This window comes from Photorhabdus luminescens subsp. luminescens, assembly GCF_001083805.1.
Lineage (GTDB): Bacteria > Pseudomonadota > Gammaproteobacteria > Enterobacterales > Enterobacteriaceae > Photorhabdus > Photorhabdus luminescens.
In genome coordinates, this window is sequence record NZ_JXSK01000005.1 from 190,432 (window position 1) to 210,405 (window position 19,974).

Here is a 19,974-nt window from a genome sequence, read left to right on the forward strand (position 1 = left end):
TTTTAACGTATCAATATTAATACGGTTTTTTGGCTGATACTGATCGAAGATTTTATCAAGGGATTGAAATAGAGAATAATGATTATAAGGTTGAATCGGGTACATATGTACCCGAATATTCGTGACTATAACTTAATAACCGGACAGGTTTCACAGTTTTGTGTGGATATTTGCCCCTTATTAATGATTTGAGTTTCTCTGCTTGATTGTTGATCCGTGGCAGTCAATGAACCATCAATAGTACTTTTAATATCATCAGCGGCAAGATCTCCCTGTATTAACAGTGTAAAATTGCCTTTACCCTGTAATTTCAACGGAGCCCACTTCCATTGAGGAAGAATCGCCAAATCTGCATCTATTCCCCGGAAATCTAAAGTAAATGGCTTTCGTACCTGTTGATCTACTGTACCCTTCACTTTCAGTAATCCACCATCAACAGAGGCATCTAATTGGTCGAGGATCAGTTTATTTCCCTCAGTGTGTAATTTAAGGTAAGGGCGACGTAATTCAACTTTGTTAAATGTTGCGCTGGCGGCGCTTAGATTTGAAGCGCCGCTCCAGATCCCCCATTTCCCTTCTTTCAGTAACTCCATGTCATAGATATAACCACTGAGAGCAGTAAGCTGGAATGGAAAATCGGGGTTAATATCAATCAATAAACTGTTGTTAATCGTCAGCTCGTGAATGGAAAATCTGGATATCCATTCAGGCAATGATTTTTTCAGTAGCTGATGCCAGTTTTGCGGCAAAGTATAAGTTAAACCGGCAACCGTTGCATTGGTGATGTTGAATTGCTTTGTTTGGTGATTCCATTGCCCTTTGACATGAAATAATCCCTTTTCCCAACGGGAAGTGAGATTGGAAATAGTGAATTCATTGCCGGCGAGAAGAAGGTGACCAATAACATCGGTGAAATGCAGATCATTTAGCATAGTATCCATGACGTTGAAATCAATAATGCCCTCTTTTGCCTGCCAGTTCCCGTTAGTCAAACCGACATTTTTTACTGAGGCATCCAGATAGTTGGCAGACCAGTTTTTACCTTCCAGCTTGGCATTCGTAAGGCTGAGATCTTTGATGCTGACTGCGGGTAATTTGTTCGCTTTTAGCCATAACTCTTCAAGTGTCATTGGCGTTTGCCAACGAATATTGCTGATAAGTAAATTATCCCACTGCCAGCTACCATCAGGCTGACGTTGCCCATTACCCGATACTGAACCTTGTGCCAATGTTGCGCCAAATGAACGTATAGTCAGGGTATTCTGCTGGTTATTTCCTCGCATAATGACTTTTTCAAGAGAAATATCATTGAAATTTAGTTCATCAGCGCTGAATTGAAATTCCCCATTCCCTACCAACTTATTTGATTGTGGGTTCCAGGGGGTGATACCGCCGGTGATGTTTTGTCCTTGAATTTGCCAGTCTGCATTTTTTGACTGAATAGTCATCTGATTAAGTTGCAGAATATTGGCGCTAAAAGGTATGGATTGCGGTTGGCCTTTGATTGTTAATTGGCCCTGTCGCAATAACAGACGATGAAAATGGCGCGGGGAAGTGAGTTGCTGCCAGTTGAAATCGAATGTGACAACTTGAGCTGCTAAAGTGAAAGTCTGTTGCTGATTGCTAACGACGATATCGGAAAATGCCAGGGTACCTGGTTGTGACCAGTTATGTTCGATATTGCCGATTTGAACCTGATAACGGCTGTGATGACTCAGCCATTGACTAAGCTGATGCGCTCCCCAGTTTGTCTGCATCACGACATAAACAGTGATTACTGCCAGTATTAGCAGTAATAACAGAGTAACCAGCGATTTTCCTAACCATCTCATCATCAGACTCCAATTTAGTCGGCCTATAACTTCCTTTTATGCCGTAATTTTCGTGTTCACTCAAGAGGTGGTGAATAAAAGTTATGAACGAGGAGAAATTATTATTTGTAACATTTGTATAATTTAACAATAAGAATCCCAATAAGTCACTATATCAGGTGTTATTTCTAATAATTTCAGGGTATGAGATGAGAAAAATGATTAATTATTCGTTATCGTTTTATGCTATTAAAATAAACTTAAGAGATTAATCTTTGTTTAATTGTATTTTTGTTTTTTTTACGCTAAGTTTTTTTCATTAACAACTTAGCGCGTTTGTGTGAATTTGTTAATAATTATATTGTGTGATTAATATAATCATTAAATCTATATTTTATTGCATGGAAATATAGCCAATGACATCCGAATGAATTAATGTATGGCCATAAATGGAGTAATGATCTTTTTTCGTCATTCCTTCTATTCCTTTCTCAGTTTGATTGATGCTTGAAATAACACTGCATAGCTTATTTTCACCCATCTTCCGGCAAATAAATAATGTAAGGAATCTTCTATGTCAGAAAACATGAAACAAAAATCGTCGAATGAAGGTAGTATCCGCACAACTCGCCCACTTACAGGAAAGGAATTTCTGGATGGGCTAAACGATGGTCGGGAAGTCTGGGCTTATGGTGAACGCATTCACAATGTTGCCAACCATCCTGCTTTTCAAAATACAGCCCGCTCTATTGCGAAACTCTACGATGCTTTGCACGATCCTGCTCATCGTGATGTACTGACTACGCCTACAGATACGGGTAGTTCTGGTGTAACACATCCCTTTTTCCGTGTACCGCACTCACAACAGGATTTAATTGCTGATCGTGATGCTATCGCCGCGTGGGCTCGCATGAGTTATGGCTGGTTGGGTAGAAGCCCTGATTATAAGGCTTCGTTTCTTACCTCACTCGGCGTAAGGCCGGATATTTATGGTGATTTTGCTGATAATGCAAAAAACTGGTATATCCGCTCACAGGAAAACGTGTATTACTGGAATCATTCGATTATTAATCCGCCAATAGATCGTCATTTATCACCTGATGAAATTGGTGATATTTGTGTTCATGTTGAAAAAGAATGTGATGATGGATTAATTGTCAGCGGCGCTAAAGTTGTCGCTACGGGATCGGCGATTTGTCATTACAACTTTATTGGTCATTACGGCTTACCAATAAAGAAACGGGAATTTGCGTTGGTCTTTACTGTGCCGATGAATGCGCCAGGAGTAAAATTAATTTGTCGCCCCTCTTACTCAATGGCGGCTGATAAAATGGGCAGTCCTTTTGATTATCCGCTCTCGTCCCGATTTGATGAGAACGATACGATAATGATTCTGGATAAAGTGAAGGTTCCTTGGGAAAACATATTTATCTATGGAGATGTAGATAAAGTTTCGTTATTTTTTGCTGAATCGGGGTTTTTTCATCGGGCTATGTTGCATGGTGTGACCCGATTGGCGGTTAAACTTGATTTTATTTCTGGATTGCTCCTTAAGGGTGTTGAAGCCACAGGTACGAAGGATTTTCGTGGTGTGCAAACACGGGTTGGTGAAGTATTGTCATGGCGTAATCTGTTTTGGGCGCTCAGTGATGCAATGATTAAATCTCCGGAGCCTTGGGGTGAAGATGCCCTATTGCCTCGGTACGAATATGGAGTAGCTTATCGTTGGTTTATGACGAAGGGTTACCCGAGGGTAAAAGAAATTATTGAACAGGATCTGGGCAGTGCCTTGATTTATGTTAACTCTCATGCCCGCGATTTTTCCAACCCGGAACTCTCTCCTTATCTTGATAAATACATGCGTGGCTCCAATGGTTACAGCGCAGTTGAGCGAGTCAAACTCATGAAACTGATTTGGGACTCTATTGGTACGGAATTCGCTAACAGGCATGAATTATACGAGCTCAATTATGCCGGCAATCATGAAATTACCAGACTTGATACGTTATGGACTTCCCAAGCTTCGGGCTTAGTGGATCAATTGAAAGGGTTTGCTGAGCAGTGTATGAGTGAATACGATCTTGATGGTTGGGTTGGTAACGATCTTATTTGGCCTTCCAGCCGCTAGGAGATATACCCAATGGATTTCAAGATGCATCGCGACGGCAAAGGAGCGAATCCCCGGGAGCATAGTGAACGATGTGACCGGGGTGAGTGAGTGCAGCCAACAAAGAAGCAACTTGAAAGATGACGGGTATAAACCATCATCACGCGCGATGATGAAATATACGTGCGTGATGAGTTGATTATGTGTAACCCGATATCAGATTGTTAGAGCGATTGTTTTTCCTGAGGAAACACCAGATTAAGGGTGATGGCTGTCAAACCGCCAGCAGCAATACCGGAAGAGAGTAACGTTTTCAGCCAGTCAGGAGCGAACTGTAAAATTAGCGGTTGTTGAGCAACGCCCATACCAACCGCTAAAGAGAGCGCGATAATCATAATTGCCCGGCGGTTAAGCGCTTCTCTGGAAACGATACGGATACCAGATGCGGCAATCGTACCGAACATCACGATAGTGGCGCCTCCTAATACCGGTTCAGGGATCTGTTGTACAAATCCTGCCACCGCAGGAAATAGACCTAACAGCATCAACATTAGCGCTACGGCATAACCTACACGGCGGCTGGCAACGCCAGTGAGTTGGATAACCCCGTTATTCTGCCCAAAACAAGAATTTGGGAAAGTATTAAATACGGCAGAAAGCATAGAATTTAAGCCGTTAGCTAAAACACCGCCTTTAATACGTTTCATATATAGAGGACCGCTGACCGGTTGCTCGGAAACATCAGACGTCGCGGTAATATCGCCGATAGTTTCCAGCGAAGTTACCATGAAAATCAGCATTAGCGGGATAAGCAGATTCCAGTCAAAGGAAAGACCATAATAGAGTGGCGCGGGAATTGTCATGAGCGGGCCATTGTCTTGTACCGTTGCTGGTGGCAGCATCCCCATTAGCCAGGCGGCAACATAACCGACTGCCATTGCAATCACCAGAGAAGCGATACGCAGATAAGGATTACGCTGGCGGTTCAGCAAAACAATGACGACCAACACAACGCCTGCCAGAGACAGATTCTCTGGAGAGCCAAAAGTGTGATTTTCGATAGCAGAAAACCCGCCGCCGATAGAGGTCAACCCCACCTGAATGAGCGACAAGCCGATAATCATCACCACAACACCGGAAACCAACGGGGTGATAATTCTCCGGGCCAGATGTAATACGCGGGATAACAGAATTTCTGTGACGGATGCCGCCATCAGAGTGCCAAATAACGCTGCCATCATAGTTGGAATGTCGGCGCCGCCGTTTTTCAATGCCAGCCCGCCCATGATCAGTGGGGAAACAAAGTTAAAACTGGTCCCTTGAATGGAAAGTAAGCCAGAACCTACCGGCCCCCAAGCTCGGATCTGGATTAATGATGCCAATCCTGAAGCAAACAGAGACATACTGATAATCCGCTGCGTATCGTGAGCGGGTAGCCCTAGCGCTTGGCAGATTAAAATTGCCGGTGTGATAACAGCGACAAACATTGCCAGTAAATGCTGACAGGCAGCAAACAACGTTTGGGGCAACGGCGGCCGATCTTCTAAGCGATAAATCAATTCACTAGCTGGTTTCTTCGGGGGGATTGTTTCAGCTTGTTCAGGGGATGAGGTGAGCATGGTGTGAAATTCCGGGCTGACAAAGAAAGCATTTTAATGATCAATGGTGTAAAGGCAATCGTTTGCTTAAAAATTCCGTCACTTGCTATGATTCGCTGTGGTCACATTTTTATATGTTTTAACTTGTGTTTGTTGCAGATTTTTTTTCTAATCCAGCGTTGCCTGTTTTTGGCGTTCTCTAAGGATGAGTATAACGTCGTAATAACTTACATAATTTTAACAATATAGCTGGGGTACATAGATGTATCATCTTGATGTTTATGGCACGCTCGTTGCATCCGCATTAGTACTATTACTTGGACGCAAACTTGTACAATCAGTCCCATTTCTTGAAAAATACACCATTCCTGAGCCGGTCGCCGGTGGCCTGTTAGTTGCTCTGATTCTTTTAGCCGTTCAACAAACAATAGGTTGGGAAATTAGCTTTGATTTGTCTCTTAAAGACCCTTTGATGTTAACTTTCTTTGCCACTATCGGCTTGAATGCCAATCTTTCCAGCCTGAAAGCGGGGGGAAAGGTCCTGTTCACGTTTGTTTTCGTCGTTGTTGGCTTGTTGTTGGTTCAGAACACGGTGGGTATCGCTCTGGCTGAATTATTGGGGCTGGACCCCTTAATGGGCTTACTGGCGGGTTCTGTTACGTTGTCTGGCGGTCATGGTACCGGCGCCGCTTGGGGTAAACTGTTTAGTGAGCGTTATGGTTTTGAGAATGCGACAGAAGTCGCAATGGCTTGTGCGACTTTCGGTTTAGTACTGGGTGGTTTGATTGGTGGTCCGGTCGCACGTTTTCTGGTGAAAAATACCAAAACCCCAGGGCTAAGGGGCGATGATACTGAGGTACCGACAGCATTTGAAAAACCTTATACCGGGCGGATGATCACCGCATTGGTAATGCTGGAAACGATCGCATTGATCGCTATCTGCCTGATGGCAGGTAATTTTGTGTCTGAATTTTTGCAAGGTACATGGTTTGAACTACCAACATTCGTCTGTGTGTTATTTATCGGGGTTATCCTTAGTAACAGTCTGTCGGTGTTAGGTTTTTACCGAGTCTTTGACCGAGCGGTTTCTGTACTGGGTAACGTAAGTCTTTCCCTGTTCTTGGCAATGGCGCTAATGAGCCTGAAATTGTGGCAGATGGCATCGCTGGCATTACCGATGTTGATCATTCTCACCATCCAGGCCATCGTTATGGCGCTGTATGCAATTTTTGTCACCTACCGGGTAATGGGGAAAAACTATGATGCTGCGGTGCTGGCGGCGGGCCACTGTGGTTTCGGTTTAGGGGCGACACCTACCGCCATTGCGAACATGCAGGCGATTACCGATCGCTTCGGGCCATCTCATGTAGCGTTTCTGGTGGTGCCGATGGTCGGCGCGTTCTTTATTGATATCGTTAACGCGATTGTGATTAAACTCTATCTGCTGTTGCCGGTATTCCCGGCGGTGTAGGGTAAATTAGCAAGATACTGCGCCAACTGAATAGCTGGTGCAGTATTGTTGTGTTCTGCTGTAATTCGTAATTCAGATCTTCTACCACTGCTCAATTTTGTTACTAATGTAATTGAGGCGATAACTATGATGGCAGTAGGGGAAATATTTTTGCATGATATTTAACTTTCTTGAGGGTGTTGTTTGGAGTTTATCGTCAATTTCCGGAATATTTTGTCCAGATGTTCTGCCAAAGAATTTCCCTGTACACTAACGAGCATTAAGGATTGTGTCGCACCTGTTTCCAAAAGAGGAATCGCTACCAAGTTGTGGGCAATTTTCGCTACACTGGCAGGTAGAATTGCTACACCAAGGTTAGCGGAAACAAAGCAAATCATATTAGCAATATTGGGTACTTCAAGAAAGTGTGACAGTGAAAAGCCTGTCTTTTCTGATAATGACTCTATTTGGCGCCGTAAAAAAGTCCTGTGACTGGCTGGTTGTAAAAGCAATCGTTCTCCTTGTAGTTCATGAAGTTTAATTCCTTTTGCAGAGGCTAGAAAGTGCCCCTCAGGTAGTAACACATAAAGTGGTTCCATTCCTAAATAAATAACCCTTAACCCTTTAGTCGATTCATTACTTAAATCAGCTCTAAGTATTGCGGCATCAAGGCTCCTTGAGCGTAAAGCGGTTAAATGCGTAAATGCATTACCCTCGCAGAGCTGCAATTCAAGCTTGGGACGTTCCTTCAGCAAAACAGATAAAGCAGAGGTTAAAATAGATGAAAAGATTGAACTGGCAGAATATCCGATGCGCAGGATACCGATTTCTCCGGTTTCTGCCTGTCTGACTCTGTTGATGCTATGTTGGGCTGTCGCCAAAACTCTTAGGGCCTCATCTAAAAAGACTTCGCCCGCTTTGGTTAGTTGGACGCCATGAGTATTTCGGTGAAACAACTTCACATTCAAAGAAGATTCAAGAGATTTAATACTTTGGCTTAAAGGGGGTTGTGTAATGTGTAAGCGTTCCGCTGCGCGCCGGAAATTCAAAGTTTCTGCTACGGCAATAAAATAGCGTAATTGTTTAAGCTCCAACACTTAATTCCTCTGATTTGATGTGAGAGTAAATTTACCTTGTATTTGATTTCATGTTCACTCTTATGTTTTGGCTATCACCGTGAGTGAATATTAGACTTTCCCGTTTCTAATGATCTTATATAGATTGTTTCCATCATTAATTTCATTCTCTTCAATAAGTTATGAGATTGCTTCTGTTCATTTGTTCGACGGCTGCTTTTTTTAATCTATACCAGCTTCAAGCTCTATATCCGTGGCTGACTGCAAGATTTGGTGTTATACCAACGACAGCAGGATGGTTAAATATGGCTAGTTTGTTGGGAATGATGATGACAGCACCTTTTGTGAGCCAATGGGTATGGAAATTCGGTACAGCATATGCCCTCAAAGCCGGATTGTGTGGTCTTATTTTACTAAATTTATGTATTGGTTTTAGTGACTCGATACAACAACTTTTTATAATCCGCATTATTCAAGGTTTCATTGTACCCGCTGTATTAACAGCTAGTATGGTTCTCATCAGTCAAACTGAAAGTGAGCATAAACGTACCCATGTTGTGAGTTGTTATGTCGCAGGGACAGTGTTAGGCAGTACTCTGAGTCGATTTTATCCTGCTATTGCTACAGATGTGGTGGGATGGACACTGGGGTTTTTTACCTGTGCTTTCTGGCTTACATTGGCACTTATGCTGGTTATTCATAGATTGGGGCATATCTCTGTTACCTCAGAAGACAATACTAATCCGCCAGAGTATGCTCTGCGTTCTATTTTTCCGCTTGTAATAAAAGAAAAATGGTTACTTATCGCCTTATTATCTGGGTTTGGTCTGCTATTTACTCAAAGCGCTATTTTTACGGCTTTAGGATTACGTCTGGCTGCCACTCCTTTTAATCAGCAACCTACATATATCGGATTGATTTATTTGGCCTGTTTGCCAGCCCTGATAGTGATATTTCTGAGTCCGTATCTGCACAGAAAATACAGCCAAAGTGTACTGGTAATAGGAGCAGGTATATTGCTGTGGGTATCTATTGTCATGATGGGGAATTCAATCGTTTTTGTTCTGTCAGGAGTCATTATTTTTGCAATATGTACCTATTTTATACAAACATTGACGACCAGACTTGTCAGTCAGGTCCATTATATTCCTGTCACTTTTGCCAGCGGGCTTTATCTGAGTTGTTACTACGGTGGTGGCGCTTTAGGAGCGATTTTTTCAGGTTATGCTTTTTATCAATCAGGCTGGCATGGAGTGATGAAGTTCTTAGCTATTGTTCACCTGATTATCATTTTGGTACTTTTTTTGTTTATCCATCTGCGAAAGGAAATCCACCCTAATGTGCACCCTTAATCTTGACCATTCTTATCCTCCCTCGACAGGCTATCTTGTCAAGGGCATTGATATCCTGGAAGTTCACGATTTTTCAGCAATTGATTGGGAAAATATACTTAGCCATATGAACCAGTTGGGCAGGAACCAGCGGCTATCCAGAGCAGAACTAAATGAAAACCTATTCACTGAATCGTTTAGAATAAATCTGTTTGATAAAATTCCAATGCTTTGGGAGATCGAAAAAACATTAAGAAATGCGGCCTTACAGGGGTATCATATTATTCACATCAGACAGTTAGGATTAGCAGGAAAATCGCCGGATGAGCAGGCTATCTGCTTTTACGTTATTGCTTTAATGATAGGCTTTCCTTTAGCGGCAAATAAAGTTACGGGACAAGTTGTTTGGGATATCAGAAAGCAGATGAATAATGATGCTCTGTATCAAACGTTTTCAGAAGGGTCGGATGAAGCAACCTATCATACCGATACCGCCTTTTATAATGAGCCGGTTAAATATTTTGGTTTATATTGCCGAAAATCTGCTTCTTGCGGTGGTGGGGTTAATCGTTTTTGCAATGCGCTAGCGCTGAGGAATAAGCTCTCTAAAGAACCTGATACATCATGGATGATTAAGTTGATGACAGAACGCACTGCTATATTTCAAGTCCCTACCTCGTTCACGAAAAGTGGTGGTATCGAAACCATTGAAGCTAAGGTTTTTGGTCACAAAACTCCCGTCCGCTTAAGACTGGATTCTATTGAAAGTGGATTTGAGATAAAAAATGACCTTTCTGGTATTGCTTTAACTGCTACTATTCGTGAGTTTCTAAGGCATGTTGATAAGCCTGAGAACCACATAGAAATGCAGCTTGAGGAAGACAGTGCGATCTTTGTGAATAACCATGAATTATTACACTATCGCAGTAGTTTTATAGATCATCAACGACACTTAATGAGAATTTGGATAAAAGTGTAAGTTGTTAACGAGTATCTGGGTTTGCCGGATTGATACAGAAACTTATTTAATCTGTGATTACGTCTTTCAGGTGGTAGATTTTATCATGTTAACTCTAGAGTGGAGTAACTTTAGAGTTCTTTACATTTAAGATTGTGAAATAGGATGGGCAACGATGAAGCTTTTCAACGCATTGGGGTTTCGTTGGGATCGATCTGCGGTTCCTCTTATTGTTCCGATTCATTCTATTGAGCGGGTATGCTTTCGTTTTCACCGGATGTTACCGGAATTTGTTTGGGATGCCAGCGTGCTTGAAGGTAATCCCTTCACCTTCCCGGAAGTGAAAACATTGTTGGACGGTATAACCGTCGGTGGTAGGAAGGTTTCTGATCAGGAGCAAGTTCTGAATCTCGCAGAAAGTTCCAAACGTTTGTTATCTCTGGTGAAAAGAGGTCAATTTGAGTTGACCAAGGCTACGTTTACTGAACTTCATAGTATAGTTGCCCGTAATGAAGCTTTGGAATGGGGAGCGTTTCGTGGGGAAGGCCGAGAGATAAACTACACTCCAGACGTTGGACTGGGTGAATATGGTCGCCACACGCCGTTGCCTACTGAGCCAGACGCACCAGAGTTGAATCGCGTTTTTCACGAAGGTATTGCTGTGTTGAGTGAATGTCAGCCTTTTGAACAAGCAACTGCATTCTTTCTTTTCGGGGCGTTACAGCAATTCTTCTTTGACGGTAACAAACGCACTTCACGTTTTATGATGAATGGTATCCTGATGTCGAATGGCATCGATGCAATCAGTGTACCTGCGGCAAAATTGCATGAGTTCAATGAAAAAATGGTCCGCTTCTACCTGAGCAAAGATGCCACTGAGATGATGATGTTTCTTATGGATTGTCACCCGGATAAAGTGGCAAATCCCGATTTTTTTAAATGATCATAAAATGGTTTCTGGTATAAGCCTATGGCGGGATTTCACTTTGTTTACCTGCCATGTGGTAATTCATTTACCAGCGATTCTATACTCCACTTATAGCAAAAAATTTTATTGCATTACAAATGTCATCACAGGAGATAACGTTATGAGTACTATTCAGATCAAAGTAGAAATCAGAACTATCTTCAATCTGGCAGGAGATATACACGGGAAATCAGAGTTAGATTTAGCCTGTGGATATGGTCTCTTTAGTCGAGAATACAGAAATCGTGGCGCGTCTAATGCAACACCGCCAACACTTCAATACCAGTCGGAACTTCCCGGTAGTAAATAATGTGGCTCTCTACGGGGAAACTCAGTACACCTAAATAAAGGTCCTCACTGCGATCACGACCGGGGGATGGGTGACGATCAAGAATTTCCGTCATAGTCACACGTAACGAAGTTGAGTAAGCTTCCGCGACATTTGCCCCCCATCGGCGCATAGAATAGAGTTTGATTGCACGAATATGCTTTCTGGCTTTCTTAGTAAACCGGACACTCATCCTTAAGCCTTACCCTCAAGTTCATCAACTGTCAACGGTGCAAATACATCATCAATACTATGCAATTCGCCACGATCAGCTTGTGCAATAGATTCAGCCAGAACGGCTTTTAAATTCTGTAACTTGAGCTGTGCGAACTGATCATACTCTTCGGGAGAGATAACCACGGCCACACGTTTACCATGCTTACTAATTTCCACAGGTTCACGCTGAACTTTCATAAGCAGATCACCAAACTGGTTCTTAGCTAGTTGTGCGGGAATAATTTCCATACATCACCTTCCGTCTAAAATGGCTCGAATAGCTATTATGGCTAAAAGTGCATGGAGCTACCAATAATTAAAATAGCCAACTGCCAACCAAGATGACTTTTTGGGTACCAAATTGAACAATTTTGCGAACATAATCCCTGGCTCTAACGTTCAGATTCCTCCCGGAATAGCCCGATTACAAGATATTGTCAGCCTGAGTGCATCAGGAAATTCATTCGCAGTTTTACGGAGGAATGGTCAGATGGTGGCCTGGAATACTAATAACGATAATATAGTACACAGTGAATATGATGATTAATCCATTGTCATTATGAATCACTAAAAAACACTAAAACCAAGGCTAAGCTATAATATCCCGGCTTAGCCTATTGTTTATTTAATTTGAAATATTAGCTCTCCCGCCCCTGTTATTACCAAAGCCACTTTTTAAATAAATATTAAAAGAAGATAACTTTACGAAATAGTTTAAATGTAAATCCTAAAAAATAATTCATTTGTTTATAAACAGAAAGTATATTACGCATCTCTCTTGGTGATTTTTATTCTTTGCTTTACCGTTAATACTTAGTAAATTAAGTTACATGTTTGAGTATTAATAAGATTAGCAATAAAGATGTACATACCCCCTAAATTCTGTTGCCCAAGTCTCATAATTTTAATTTTTACGCTTTATCGATAAGAAATAATCTAAAACCAACTACCAAAAAATCAATTTAGTATTAACCTATAGTTATCAGCCGATAATTTCTTTCTATTATCTTATTCATCAAAGAATCGCTGATATTAAATTGCAGTAGAAATTCAGCTTAACCCGCAAGGGATAGGTTTTATGGCATAGATTCCCCTGTGGGTAAAAAGGTTAATCCGATATCACCATCATTAGGAGAATAATATGAATCAAAATAATGAGTCCTCACCAAACATGGATGCCGAAGGTAATCCTATCAAGCAATATTGGCAACCGGACAGGAGTAGTCATTCTGATAATAATACTTCCATCGTCTCTAATAACGAGTCAACGGCGATGTTATTGCCAAATGGCAGAATGATCGCTTGGGGAAATGATTATAGTAGCCAAATCCCGCCTGACATTGCCCAATTGCAGGATATCGTCAGTATCAGTGCAACAAGTGAGGCTTTCGCGGCTCTGCGGAAAAACCGTAGCGTGGTTGCTTGGGGGAACGAGGATAAAGGTGGTCGAATCCCACCAGAAATTGCTCAGTTGCAGGATATTGTCAGCTTGAAGGCAACAGATTCTGCTTTTGCAGCCCTGCGGGTAAACGGTAGCGTGGTCGCTTGGGGCGATGAGAATTTCGGCGGTCAGGTTTCACCAGAAATCGCCAAATTGCAGGATATTGTTAGCTTGAGTACAACAGGCTCCGCTTTCGCGGCTCTACGGGAAAACAGTAGCGTCGTCGCGTGGGGAGATGAGTATTCTGGCGGTAAGATACCGCCTGAAATTGCAGAGCGGCAAGATATTGTCAGCCTGAGTTCAACAGTAAACGCATTTGCAGCCTTGCGGGCAAATCGGAGCGTGGTCGCCTGGGGACTTGAGAATTGGGGCGGGCAGGTCTCGCCAGAAATTGCCCAATTGCAGGATGTTGTCAGCCTGAGTGCAACAGATTCTGCTTTTGTCGCCCTGAGGTCAAACCGCAGTGTAGTCGCCTGGGGCTTCAAAAATTCGGGCGACCAGGTTCCGCCTGAAATTGCTAACTTGCAGGATATTGTCAGTATCAGCGCAACAGGAACTGCATTTGCAGCCCTACGGGCAAATCACAGTGTTGTCGCTTGGGGAAGCAAATATTCGGGTGGCAGTATTCCGCCCGAAATTGCCAAATTACAGGATATCGTCAGTCTGAGCACAACATATGGTGCTTTCGCGGCCTTGCGGGCAAACCGCAGTGTAGTTGTCTGGGGAGGCAATGGTATTTCAGTCCCGCCCGAAATTGCCGAATTGCAGGATATTGTCAGTATCAGTGCGACAGAAACCGCGTTTGCAGCTCTGCGGGCGAACGGTAGCGTCGTTGCTTGGGGGTATGGCAGTTATCAAGGCAACCAAATTCCATCCGGGATAGCCCGATTACAAGATATCGTCAGCCTGAGTGCGTCAAAAAACTCATTCGCCGTATTGCGGGCTAATGGTCGGAAAGTAGCCTGGGGTTCTGCTTACGACAATAACGTGCATCATGAATATGAAAATTAACTACCACATTATCATGTGGTTACGATACAGACCCTTGTGGATAAGGTAAATCCAATATGACCTTATTTAGGAGAACAAAATGAACCAAAATGACGATTTCTCACTAAACGGGGATACCCGCAGTAGTTCTATAAATCAATACCGGCAATCCGGCATAAATAGTAACTTTGATGACAATATCCCCATCGTTTCTGACGGGGCCAGTGCTATGTTATTGCCAAATGGCAGAGTGATCGCCTGGGGAGATGAAAATTATGGTGGCCGAATACCGCCCGAAATTGCCCAATTGCAGGATATTGTCAGTCTGAGTACAACAGGCTTTGCTTTCGCGGCTTTGCGGGCAAATCGTAGCGTAGTTGCCTGGGGACTTAAAGATAAGGGCGGCCAGGTTCCGCCAGAAGTTGCTAAATTACAGGATATTGTCAGCCTAAGTGCAACAGGAGGTGCTTTCACAGCCCTGAGGGTAAACCGCAGTGTAGTCGCTTGGGGGGCTTCGGACTATGGCGGCCAAATCCCGCCAGAAGTTGCTAAATTACAGGATATTGTCAGTCTAAGCACAACAGATTCTGCATTCGCGGCTTTGCGGGCAAATCGTAGTGTAGTCGTCTGGGGGGATAGCTCTTTTGGAGGTGAAATCCCTCCCGAAATTGCCAAATTACAGGATATTGTCAGCATCAGCGCAGGAAGCTTTGCATTTGCAGCCCTGCGGACAAACCGTAGCGTGGTCACCTGGGGATTAGGAAATTCCGGCGGTCAGGTCCCCCCAGAAATTGCCAGACTACAGGATATTGTCAGCCTGAGAGCAGGTGCTGATGCTTTCGCGGCCCTTCGGGCCAACGGTAGTGTAGTTAGCTGGGGACTTAAAAATTGGGGCGGCCAAGTCCCTCCAGACATTGCCAAATTACGAGATGTTGTCTGCCTGACTGGCGCAGATATTGCTTTCGCTGCCCTAAGGGCAAACCGTAGTGTAGTCGTCTGGGGAGGTAGTTCTTTTGGAGGTGAAATCCCGCCTAACATTGCCAAATTGCAGGATATCGTCAGTATCAGTGCAACAAGTGAGGCTTTCGCGGCTCTGCGGACAAACCGTAGCGTGGTCACTTGGGGGAACGGGGATAAAGGTGGTCAAATTCCACCCGAAATTGCCCAATTACAGGATATTGTCAGCCTGAGAGCAGGTGCTGATGCTTTCGCGGCCCTTCGGGCCAACGGTAGCGTGGTCGCTTGGGGGAGAAGAAGTTTAAACATCCAGGTCCCCCCCGGAATAGCCCGATTACAAGATATCGTCAGCCTGAGCGTATCGGGAGGTTCATTCTCAGTCCTGCGGGCGAATGGAGAAAGATTAGCCTGGGATGTTGGTAACTATAATATAGTACACAGTGAATATGATGATTAATCCATTGTCATTATGAATGACTAAAAAACACTAAAACCAAGGCTGGGCTATAATATTCCGGCTTAGCCTATTATTTATTCAATTTGAAATATTAGCTCTCCCGCTCTTGGTAATTTTTATTCTTTGCTTTACGGTTAATACTTAGTAAATTAAGTTACATGTTCACGTATTAATAAGAATAGCCATAAAGATGTACATCTTTATTAAATTATTCTGCTCAAATCTCATAATTTTAAATTTTACTCATTATCGATAAAAATAATCTAAAACCAACCACCAAAAAACAATTTAATATTAACCTATAGGTATCAGGCGATAATTTTTTCTATTATCTTATTTATCAAATGTTGGGACTAAGCACCTAGTCTGGAAATGCTGGCAGAGGAAGTTGATAAAACAACTGATTAATTATAAAGAGGCTGGAGATATCTTTATCAATCAAGCAGAAAAAAAGCATTAGGGGAGAAAGTAGCAAACCGTTGAATATAAATAGTTCAGGAATGGAGATCCCATTCCTGATTATGGTGATTTAATTTTGTCTAACACTCAATTAAATCGGATGACAAGTTCTCATTTATTTCTCTTGATGAGATATATTGGTGCCGCTATCTTGTACATAATCATCAAAAATAATAATAAAACTGTTATGAGAAGCAGAATATGATTTTTCAATATCTTTCTGTATTACTGACAATATAAAACTATGCGTATCGGAGAGATCCCACACCTTGACATCTTCACAATCAAGAGCTAAATATTCCTCTCTACCTTCCTCTCCACATTTATTAACCGAAACTTTAACCGGTTCAGTTGAGAGATTTTTAACATAAATCATAAATCCTCCACTATATCAATAATGAATATTTGCATTTAATTCAATGGAATACGAAAAAATTAAATTAAAAAAACTAGTGCGATAATAAACTTTTTTAGACAGATGGTATCGAATATAAAGAATTTATCTGGCTGCCGTTATTGTAAACCACGTTATCATAAATAATCACGTAGCCATTTAATCTTATTGAATATAACAATGTAACACTATCTTTGCGTGCTACTGACATTAAAAAACCGCGCCTATCTGATCTATCCCATTGAACCACTTCTCCTTTATTAATTTCAATATATTCGTCATTACCTTCATCACTACTCCATTTACTAATTGCAACTTTAACCACATTCTCTGAAAGACTTTTGACATAAATCATATTAACCTCTCCATTATATCAACGTAGATTTATTTAGCTCTAATTTAAAAGCACCCTAATATGTACCATAATGAAATATAAGTATAGATAAAAAAACCAACAAAACTACTATTATTTGCGTGACTTCCATCAAGGTTTTATACTTCGAAAAGAAAATATTTAAAATTACATTCATTGGCTTAATATAAACATTTACTATTTAAACTTAGTAACTCAATATTACATTGATGAAAATTTCCTATCATAGATTTACATCTATTTTCGTTTTAACCTTTGAGCATAATGTTGCGCTAATACCGTACACATCATCAACTTAATTTGATGAAAAATGTCGGAACCACCTGTCACCCCAGTTAGCTGATAAAAGACTTCGAGTAGTGACACGTCGTATCAATTAATCCGAGGTATTAGATTAGATTTTTTAAGAAAATAATAAAAAACCATTTATATTTTATGGGGATATGTTTTAACGCTGATGCTAATTTAGGAATAATTGTGGTTCTATTTTCCATTCCTTTGGCAATAATACATTATCAATTTAATAGAATAATTAAAAGAAAGCTCTATAGCAGAGCATCTTAATTATTGGATAAAACCAGATATCCGTATTTTTGGCGGCGTTGAGAAACGACAAGTCCGCTCCGACATGTTCTCAATCACGCATTACCATAATGTGTCCGTTCTGGTAGCCAGCGTTCAATCAGGGCGCGGGCATGTTCCGGGTAATGCTGGTGGATATGTCGGGCAATACGCTGTACTTCCGGCAACATTCCCTGATCTCTTAGCAAATCAGCAACCTTAAATTCCGCATTCCCAGTTTGGCGTGTTCCTAATAACTCCCCGGGACCACGAATTTCCAGATCTTTTTGCGCGATAACAAAACCATCATTACTGTCTCTAAGCACTTGCAGGCGTATTCTGGCAGTACTGCTCAGCGGCGTTTTGTAAAGTAAAACACAATGGGAGGCAATAGCGCCACGGCCGACTCGTCCGCGTAATTGATGTAGTTGCGCCAAGCCAAGCCGTTCCGGGTTATCGATAACCATCAAACTGGCATTCGGCACATCCACGCCCACTTCAATAACCGTTGTTGCGACCAGAAGCTGTAGTTCTCCACACTTAAAAGCTTCCATCACTTGCTGCTTTTCTGCGGCTTTCATTCGTCCATGCACCAACCCGACTTTCAGCTCCGGCAAAGCAAGAGTAAGCTCTTCACTGGTGGCTTGCGCCGCTTGAGCTTCCAACACATCAGAATCTTCAATCAGCGTACAAACCCAATAGACTTGTCTGTTTTCATCAAGGCAGGCATTTTTGATTCGTTTGATCACTTCTTCGCGGCGTGTATCCGGGATCGCAACTGTTGTGACCGGCGTTCTCCCCGGCGGCAGTTCATCAATAATAGAAGTATCGAGATCCGCATAAGCGGTCATTGCTAAGGTTCGGGGAATTGGGGTGGCCGTCATAATCAATTGATGAGGATGAAAACCTTGTTCACGTCCTTTTTCCCACAAAGCCAGACGTTGATGCACACCAAACCGATGTTGCTCATCAATAATCACCAGCGCCAGACCGGAAAATTTCACCTGTTCCTGAAACATGGCATGTGTACCGACAATCATGGCGACTTGGCCGTTGGCAATGGCTTCTTGTTGTTTCTGACGCGCTTTCCCCTTTTGCTTACCCGCTAGCCAGCCAATCTGAATACCCAAAGGTTCTAGCCATTGCCGGAAGGTATTAGCGTGTTGTTCTGCCAGTAGTTCAGTCGGCGCCATTAAGGCGACCTGCTTACCATGCGCAATGGCACGCAACGCAGCCAATGCGGCAACCAGCGTTTTTCCTGAACCTACATCGCCTTGAATCAGCCGCATCATGGGAACATCTTTTGCCAGATCCTGCTCGATTTCTGAGACAACCCGCTGTTGCGCATGAGTTGGAGAAAATGGCAGGCGATTAAGGAATTGCGGTTTTAACTTGTTTTCCATCGGCAATGGCTGAGCATGATAGCGCTGTACGCCAGCTCTGACGGCTAACATACTTAAATGATGCGCTAAAAGTTCCTCCAGAACCAGACGGCGGTAAGCTGGATGTTTGCCGGTTTCCAGATCCGCCAGAGCAATATCTGGCGTTGGGCGGTGCAGGGTATGCAATGCTTGCGGCAGACTAATGATGGAGCGGCTAAGTTCTTCTGGTAGGAGTTCGTTGATTACACAGGTATCCAGCAATTTCAGGGCTTGATCAATGAGATTACGCAGCGTCGTTTGACGAACACCTTCCGTTGTTGGGTAAATCGGCGTTAATGTCTCTTGAAGGCGTACATTTCCAGTATGATTTTGAATCTTATACTCAGGATGAATAATTTCGGCGCCCTGACTGCCTCTTCTGATTTCACCATAGGCAACAACTTGTTTTCCTTTCGCCAGATTGTTTCTCATTGCCGCAGAAAAGTTAAAGAAGCGCAGTGTGAGCACGCCTGTGCCGTCACTAATTTTGCAGATCAGAGTCCGACGACGCCCAATAACAATATCGGTACGCAGGATTTCACCTGCGACGGTGGCGGAAATACCCGGTAAAAGATCATTAATAGTATAAAGGCGTGTCTGGTCTTCATAACGCAGAGGGAAATGCAGCAGCAGATCCTGCAAATTAACCAACCCTATTTTTGCTAATTTAGCGGCCTGACTTGCCCCGACGCCATGCAGGGAAGTTAGAGGGATGGCATCAAGCAATGGGCCTCTCATAAGGTTTCTTTTATCTCCATAATTGCATGGCAGTCCATCAGGTTTCACAGGTCACGGCCTGATCCTGTTTACCATCGATAATAATACAGACGAGTTTAACGTAATCAATGGAATATTTTCCTCTGTAACTGGTTGAAAACCATATCAATACCTTGAGAGTAAGCAGCTATAACGAAAAAGACGATTTGTAACGACAGGTTCTTGCAGCCTGTTTTGCATAATCTGCCTTGTCAGCCAAATGTAAAATAACGTTGTTGTGAGGTGAAAAAATAATCAAAAAAGGTGTTTAAATTTTACCCCATATCTGTATAACCTCTTGTAGCCTCGGTGAACAATATGCC

Annotated in this window: 15 protein-coding genes; 7 read left to right on the plus strand and 8 right to left on the minus strand. The window is 42.6% G+C overall.

The window, feature by feature from the left end; all coding sequences use genetic code 11:
- Positions 1-125: 125 nt before the first annotated feature.
- Complete coding sequence (locus TI10_RS13965; protein ID WP_244161590.1) at positions 126-1,835, minus strand: AsmA family protein; 1,710 nt, start codon at positions 1,833-1,835, stop codon at positions 126-128.
- 562 nt (positions 1,836-2,397) lie between these two features.
- Here TI10_RS13965 and TI10_RS13970 point away from each other — a divergent pair.
- Entirely contained in the window at positions 2,398-3,939 is a 1,542-nt protein-coding gene (locus TI10_RS13970; protein WP_049584153.1) for a 4-hydroxyphenylacetate 3-hydroxylase family protein, read from the plus strand.
- 203 nt (positions 3,940-4,142) lie between these two features.
- Here the strand turns inward: TI10_RS13970 and TI10_RS13975 are convergent, their stop codons facing one another.
- A complete protein-coding gene (locus TI10_RS13975) occupies positions 4,143-5,537 on the minus strand; it encodes a uracil-xanthine permease family protein (protein ID WP_049584017.1) in 1,395 nt (464 codons plus the stop codon).
- Between the two features lie 241 nt (positions 5,538-5,778).
- Between TI10_RS13975 and gltS the strand changes: the two genes are divergently transcribed.
- A complete protein-coding gene (gene gltS, locus TI10_RS13980; protein ID WP_049584018.1) occupies positions 5,779-6,987 on the plus strand; it encodes a sodium/glutamate symporter in 1,209 nt (402 codons plus the stop codon).
- A gap of 161 nt (positions 6,988-7,148) precedes the next feature.
- Here the strand turns inward: gltS and TI10_RS13985 are convergent, their stop codons facing one another.
- Positions 7,149-8,060 carry a LysR substrate-binding domain-containing protein gene (locus tag TI10_RS13985; RefSeq protein ID WP_162202278.1) on the minus strand — a complete coding sequence of 304 codons (912 nt, stop codon included), beginning with the start codon at positions 8,058-8,060 and terminating at the stop codon, positions 7,149-7,151.
- A gap of 164 nt (positions 8,061-8,224) precedes the next feature.
- On the opposite strand from TI10_RS13985, the gene TI10_RS13990 reads away from it, so the two are divergent.
- The 3 genes from TI10_RS13990 to TI10_RS14000 all read left to right on the plus strand — a co-directional run bounded on the left by TI10_RS13990 (position 8,225) and on the right by TI10_RS14000 (position 11,274).
- Positions 8,225-9,394: an MFS transporter gene (locus TI10_RS13990; RefSeq protein ID WP_074524897.1), complete on the plus strand. Its 1,170-nt coding sequence runs from the start codon at positions 8,225-8,227 to the stop codon at positions 9,392-9,394.
- On the plus strand, positions 9,381-10,352 hold the full coding sequence (locus TI10_RS13995) for a TauD/TfdA family dioxygenase (protein WP_049584022.1): 972 nt from the start codon (positions 9,381-9,383) through the stop codon (positions 10,350-10,352). Before TI10_RS13990 ends, TI10_RS13995 begins: the two co-directional genes overlap by 14 nt.
- 154 nt (positions 10,353-10,506) lie before the next feature.
- The gene (locus tag TI10_RS14000; RefSeq protein WP_049584023.1) at positions 10,507-11,274 is read left to right on the plus strand and encodes a Fic family protein; all 768 of its coding nucleotides are present in this window, start codon (positions 10,507-10,509) and stop codon (positions 11,272-11,274) included.
- A 278-nt stretch (positions 11,275-11,552) separates the two neighbouring features.
- Here the strand turns inward: TI10_RS14000 and TI10_RS14005 are convergent, their stop codons facing one another.
- Together TI10_RS14005 and TI10_RS14010 are read right to left on the minus strand one after the other, a co-directional pair.
- Entirely contained in the window at positions 11,553-11,819 is a 267-nt protein-coding gene (locus TI10_RS14005; RefSeq protein WP_049584024.1) for a type II toxin-antitoxin system RelE/ParE family toxin, read from the minus strand.
- Positions 11,820-11,821: 2 nt separating this feature from the next.
- The gene (locus tag TI10_RS14010) at positions 11,822-12,091 is read right to left on the minus strand and encodes a type II toxin-antitoxin system Phd/YefM family antitoxin (protein ID WP_012776389.1); all 270 of its coding nucleotides are present in this window, start codon (positions 12,089-12,091) and stop codon (positions 11,822-11,824) included.
- Between the two features lie 892 nt (positions 12,092-12,983).
- Here TI10_RS14010 and TI10_RS14015 point away from each other — a divergent pair.
- Together TI10_RS14015 and TI10_RS14020 are read left to right on the plus strand one after the other, a co-directional pair.
- Complete coding sequence (locus tag TI10_RS14015; RefSeq protein WP_049584026.1) at positions 12,984-14,294, plus strand: RCC1 domain-containing protein; 1,311 nt, start codon at positions 12,984-12,986, stop codon at positions 14,292-14,294.
- Between the two features lie 79 nt (positions 14,295-14,373).
- Entirely contained in the window at positions 14,374-15,687 is a 1,314-nt protein-coding gene (locus TI10_RS14020) for an RCC1 domain-containing protein (RefSeq protein WP_049584027.1), read from the plus strand.
- A 574-nt stretch (positions 15,688-16,261) separates the two neighbouring features.
- Here TI10_RS14020 and TI10_RS14025 read toward each other — a convergent pair.
- From TI10_RS14025 to recG, 3 genes are all read right to left on the minus strand, one after another.
- Positions 16,262-16,522, minus strand: coding sequence for a hypothetical protein (locus tag TI10_RS14025; RefSeq protein WP_049584028.1), 261 nt, complete (start codon positions 16,520-16,522; stop codon positions 16,262-16,264).
- A gap of 94 nt (positions 16,523-16,616) precedes the next feature.
- Complete coding sequence (locus TI10_RS14030) at positions 16,617-16,895, minus strand: hypothetical protein (protein ID WP_049584029.1); 279 nt, start codon at positions 16,893-16,895, stop codon at positions 16,617-16,619.
- 656 nt (positions 16,896-17,551) lie between these two features.
- Positions 17,552-19,633, minus strand: a complete 2,082-nt coding sequence (gene recG / locus TI10_RS14035) for an ATP-dependent DNA helicase RecG (RefSeq protein WP_049584030.1) — start codon at positions 19,631-19,633, stop codon at positions 17,552-17,554.
- Positions 19,634-19,974 lie beyond the last annotated feature (341 nt).

Coding starts and splice junctions, on each gene's coding strand:
- TI10_RS14020 (WP_049584027.1), top strand. CDS start 14,374: ATGAACCAAAATGACGATTTCTCACTAAACGGGGATACCCGCAGTAGT.
- TI10_RS14000 (WP_049584023.1), top strand. CDS start 10,507: ATGAAGCTTTTCAACGCATTGGGGTTTCGTTGGGATCGATCTGCGGTT.
- TI10_RS14005 (WP_049584024.1), bottom strand. CDS start 11,819: ATGAGTGTCCGGTTTACTAAGAAAGCCAGAAAGCATATTCGTGCAATC.
- TI10_RS13975 (WP_049584017.1), bottom strand. CDS start 5,537: ATGCTCACCTCATCCCCTGAACAAGCTGAAACAATCCCCCCGAAGAAA.
- TI10_RS14010 (WP_012776389.1), bottom strand. CDS start 12,091: ATGGAAATTATTCCCGCACAACTAGCTAAGAACCAGTTTGGTGATCTG.
- gltS (WP_049584018.1), top strand. CDS start 5,779: ATGTATCATCTTGATGTTTATGGCACGCTCGTTGCATCCGCATTAGTA.
- TI10_RS14015 (WP_049584026.1), top strand. CDS start 12,984: ATGAATCAAAATAATGAGTCCTCACCAAACATGGATGCCGAAGGTAAT.
- TI10_RS13995 (WP_049584022.1), top strand. CDS start 9,381: ATGTGCACCCTTAATCTTGACCATTCTTATCCTCCCTCGACAGGCTAT.
- TI10_RS14025 (WP_049584028.1), bottom strand. CDS start 16,522: ATGATTTATGTTAAAAATCTCTCAACTGAACCGGTTAAAGTTTCGGTT.
- TI10_RS13965 (WP_244161590.1), bottom strand. CDS start 1,835: ATGATGAGATGGTTAGGAAAATCGCTGGTTACTCTGTTATTACTGCTA.
- TI10_RS13970 (WP_049584153.1), top strand. CDS start 2,398: ATGAAACAAAAATCGTCGAATGAAGGTAGTATCCGCACAACTCGCCCA.
- TI10_RS13990 (WP_074524897.1), top strand. CDS start 8,225: ATGAGATTGCTTCTGTTCATTTGTTCGACGGCTGCTTTTTTTAATCTA.
- recG (WP_049584030.1), bottom strand. CDS start 19,633: ATGAGAGGCCCATTGCTTGATGCCATCCCTCTAACTTCCCTGCATGGC.
- TI10_RS14030 (WP_049584029.1), bottom strand. CDS start 16,895: ATGATTTATGTCAAAAGTCTTTCAGAGAATGTGGTTAAAGTTGCAATT.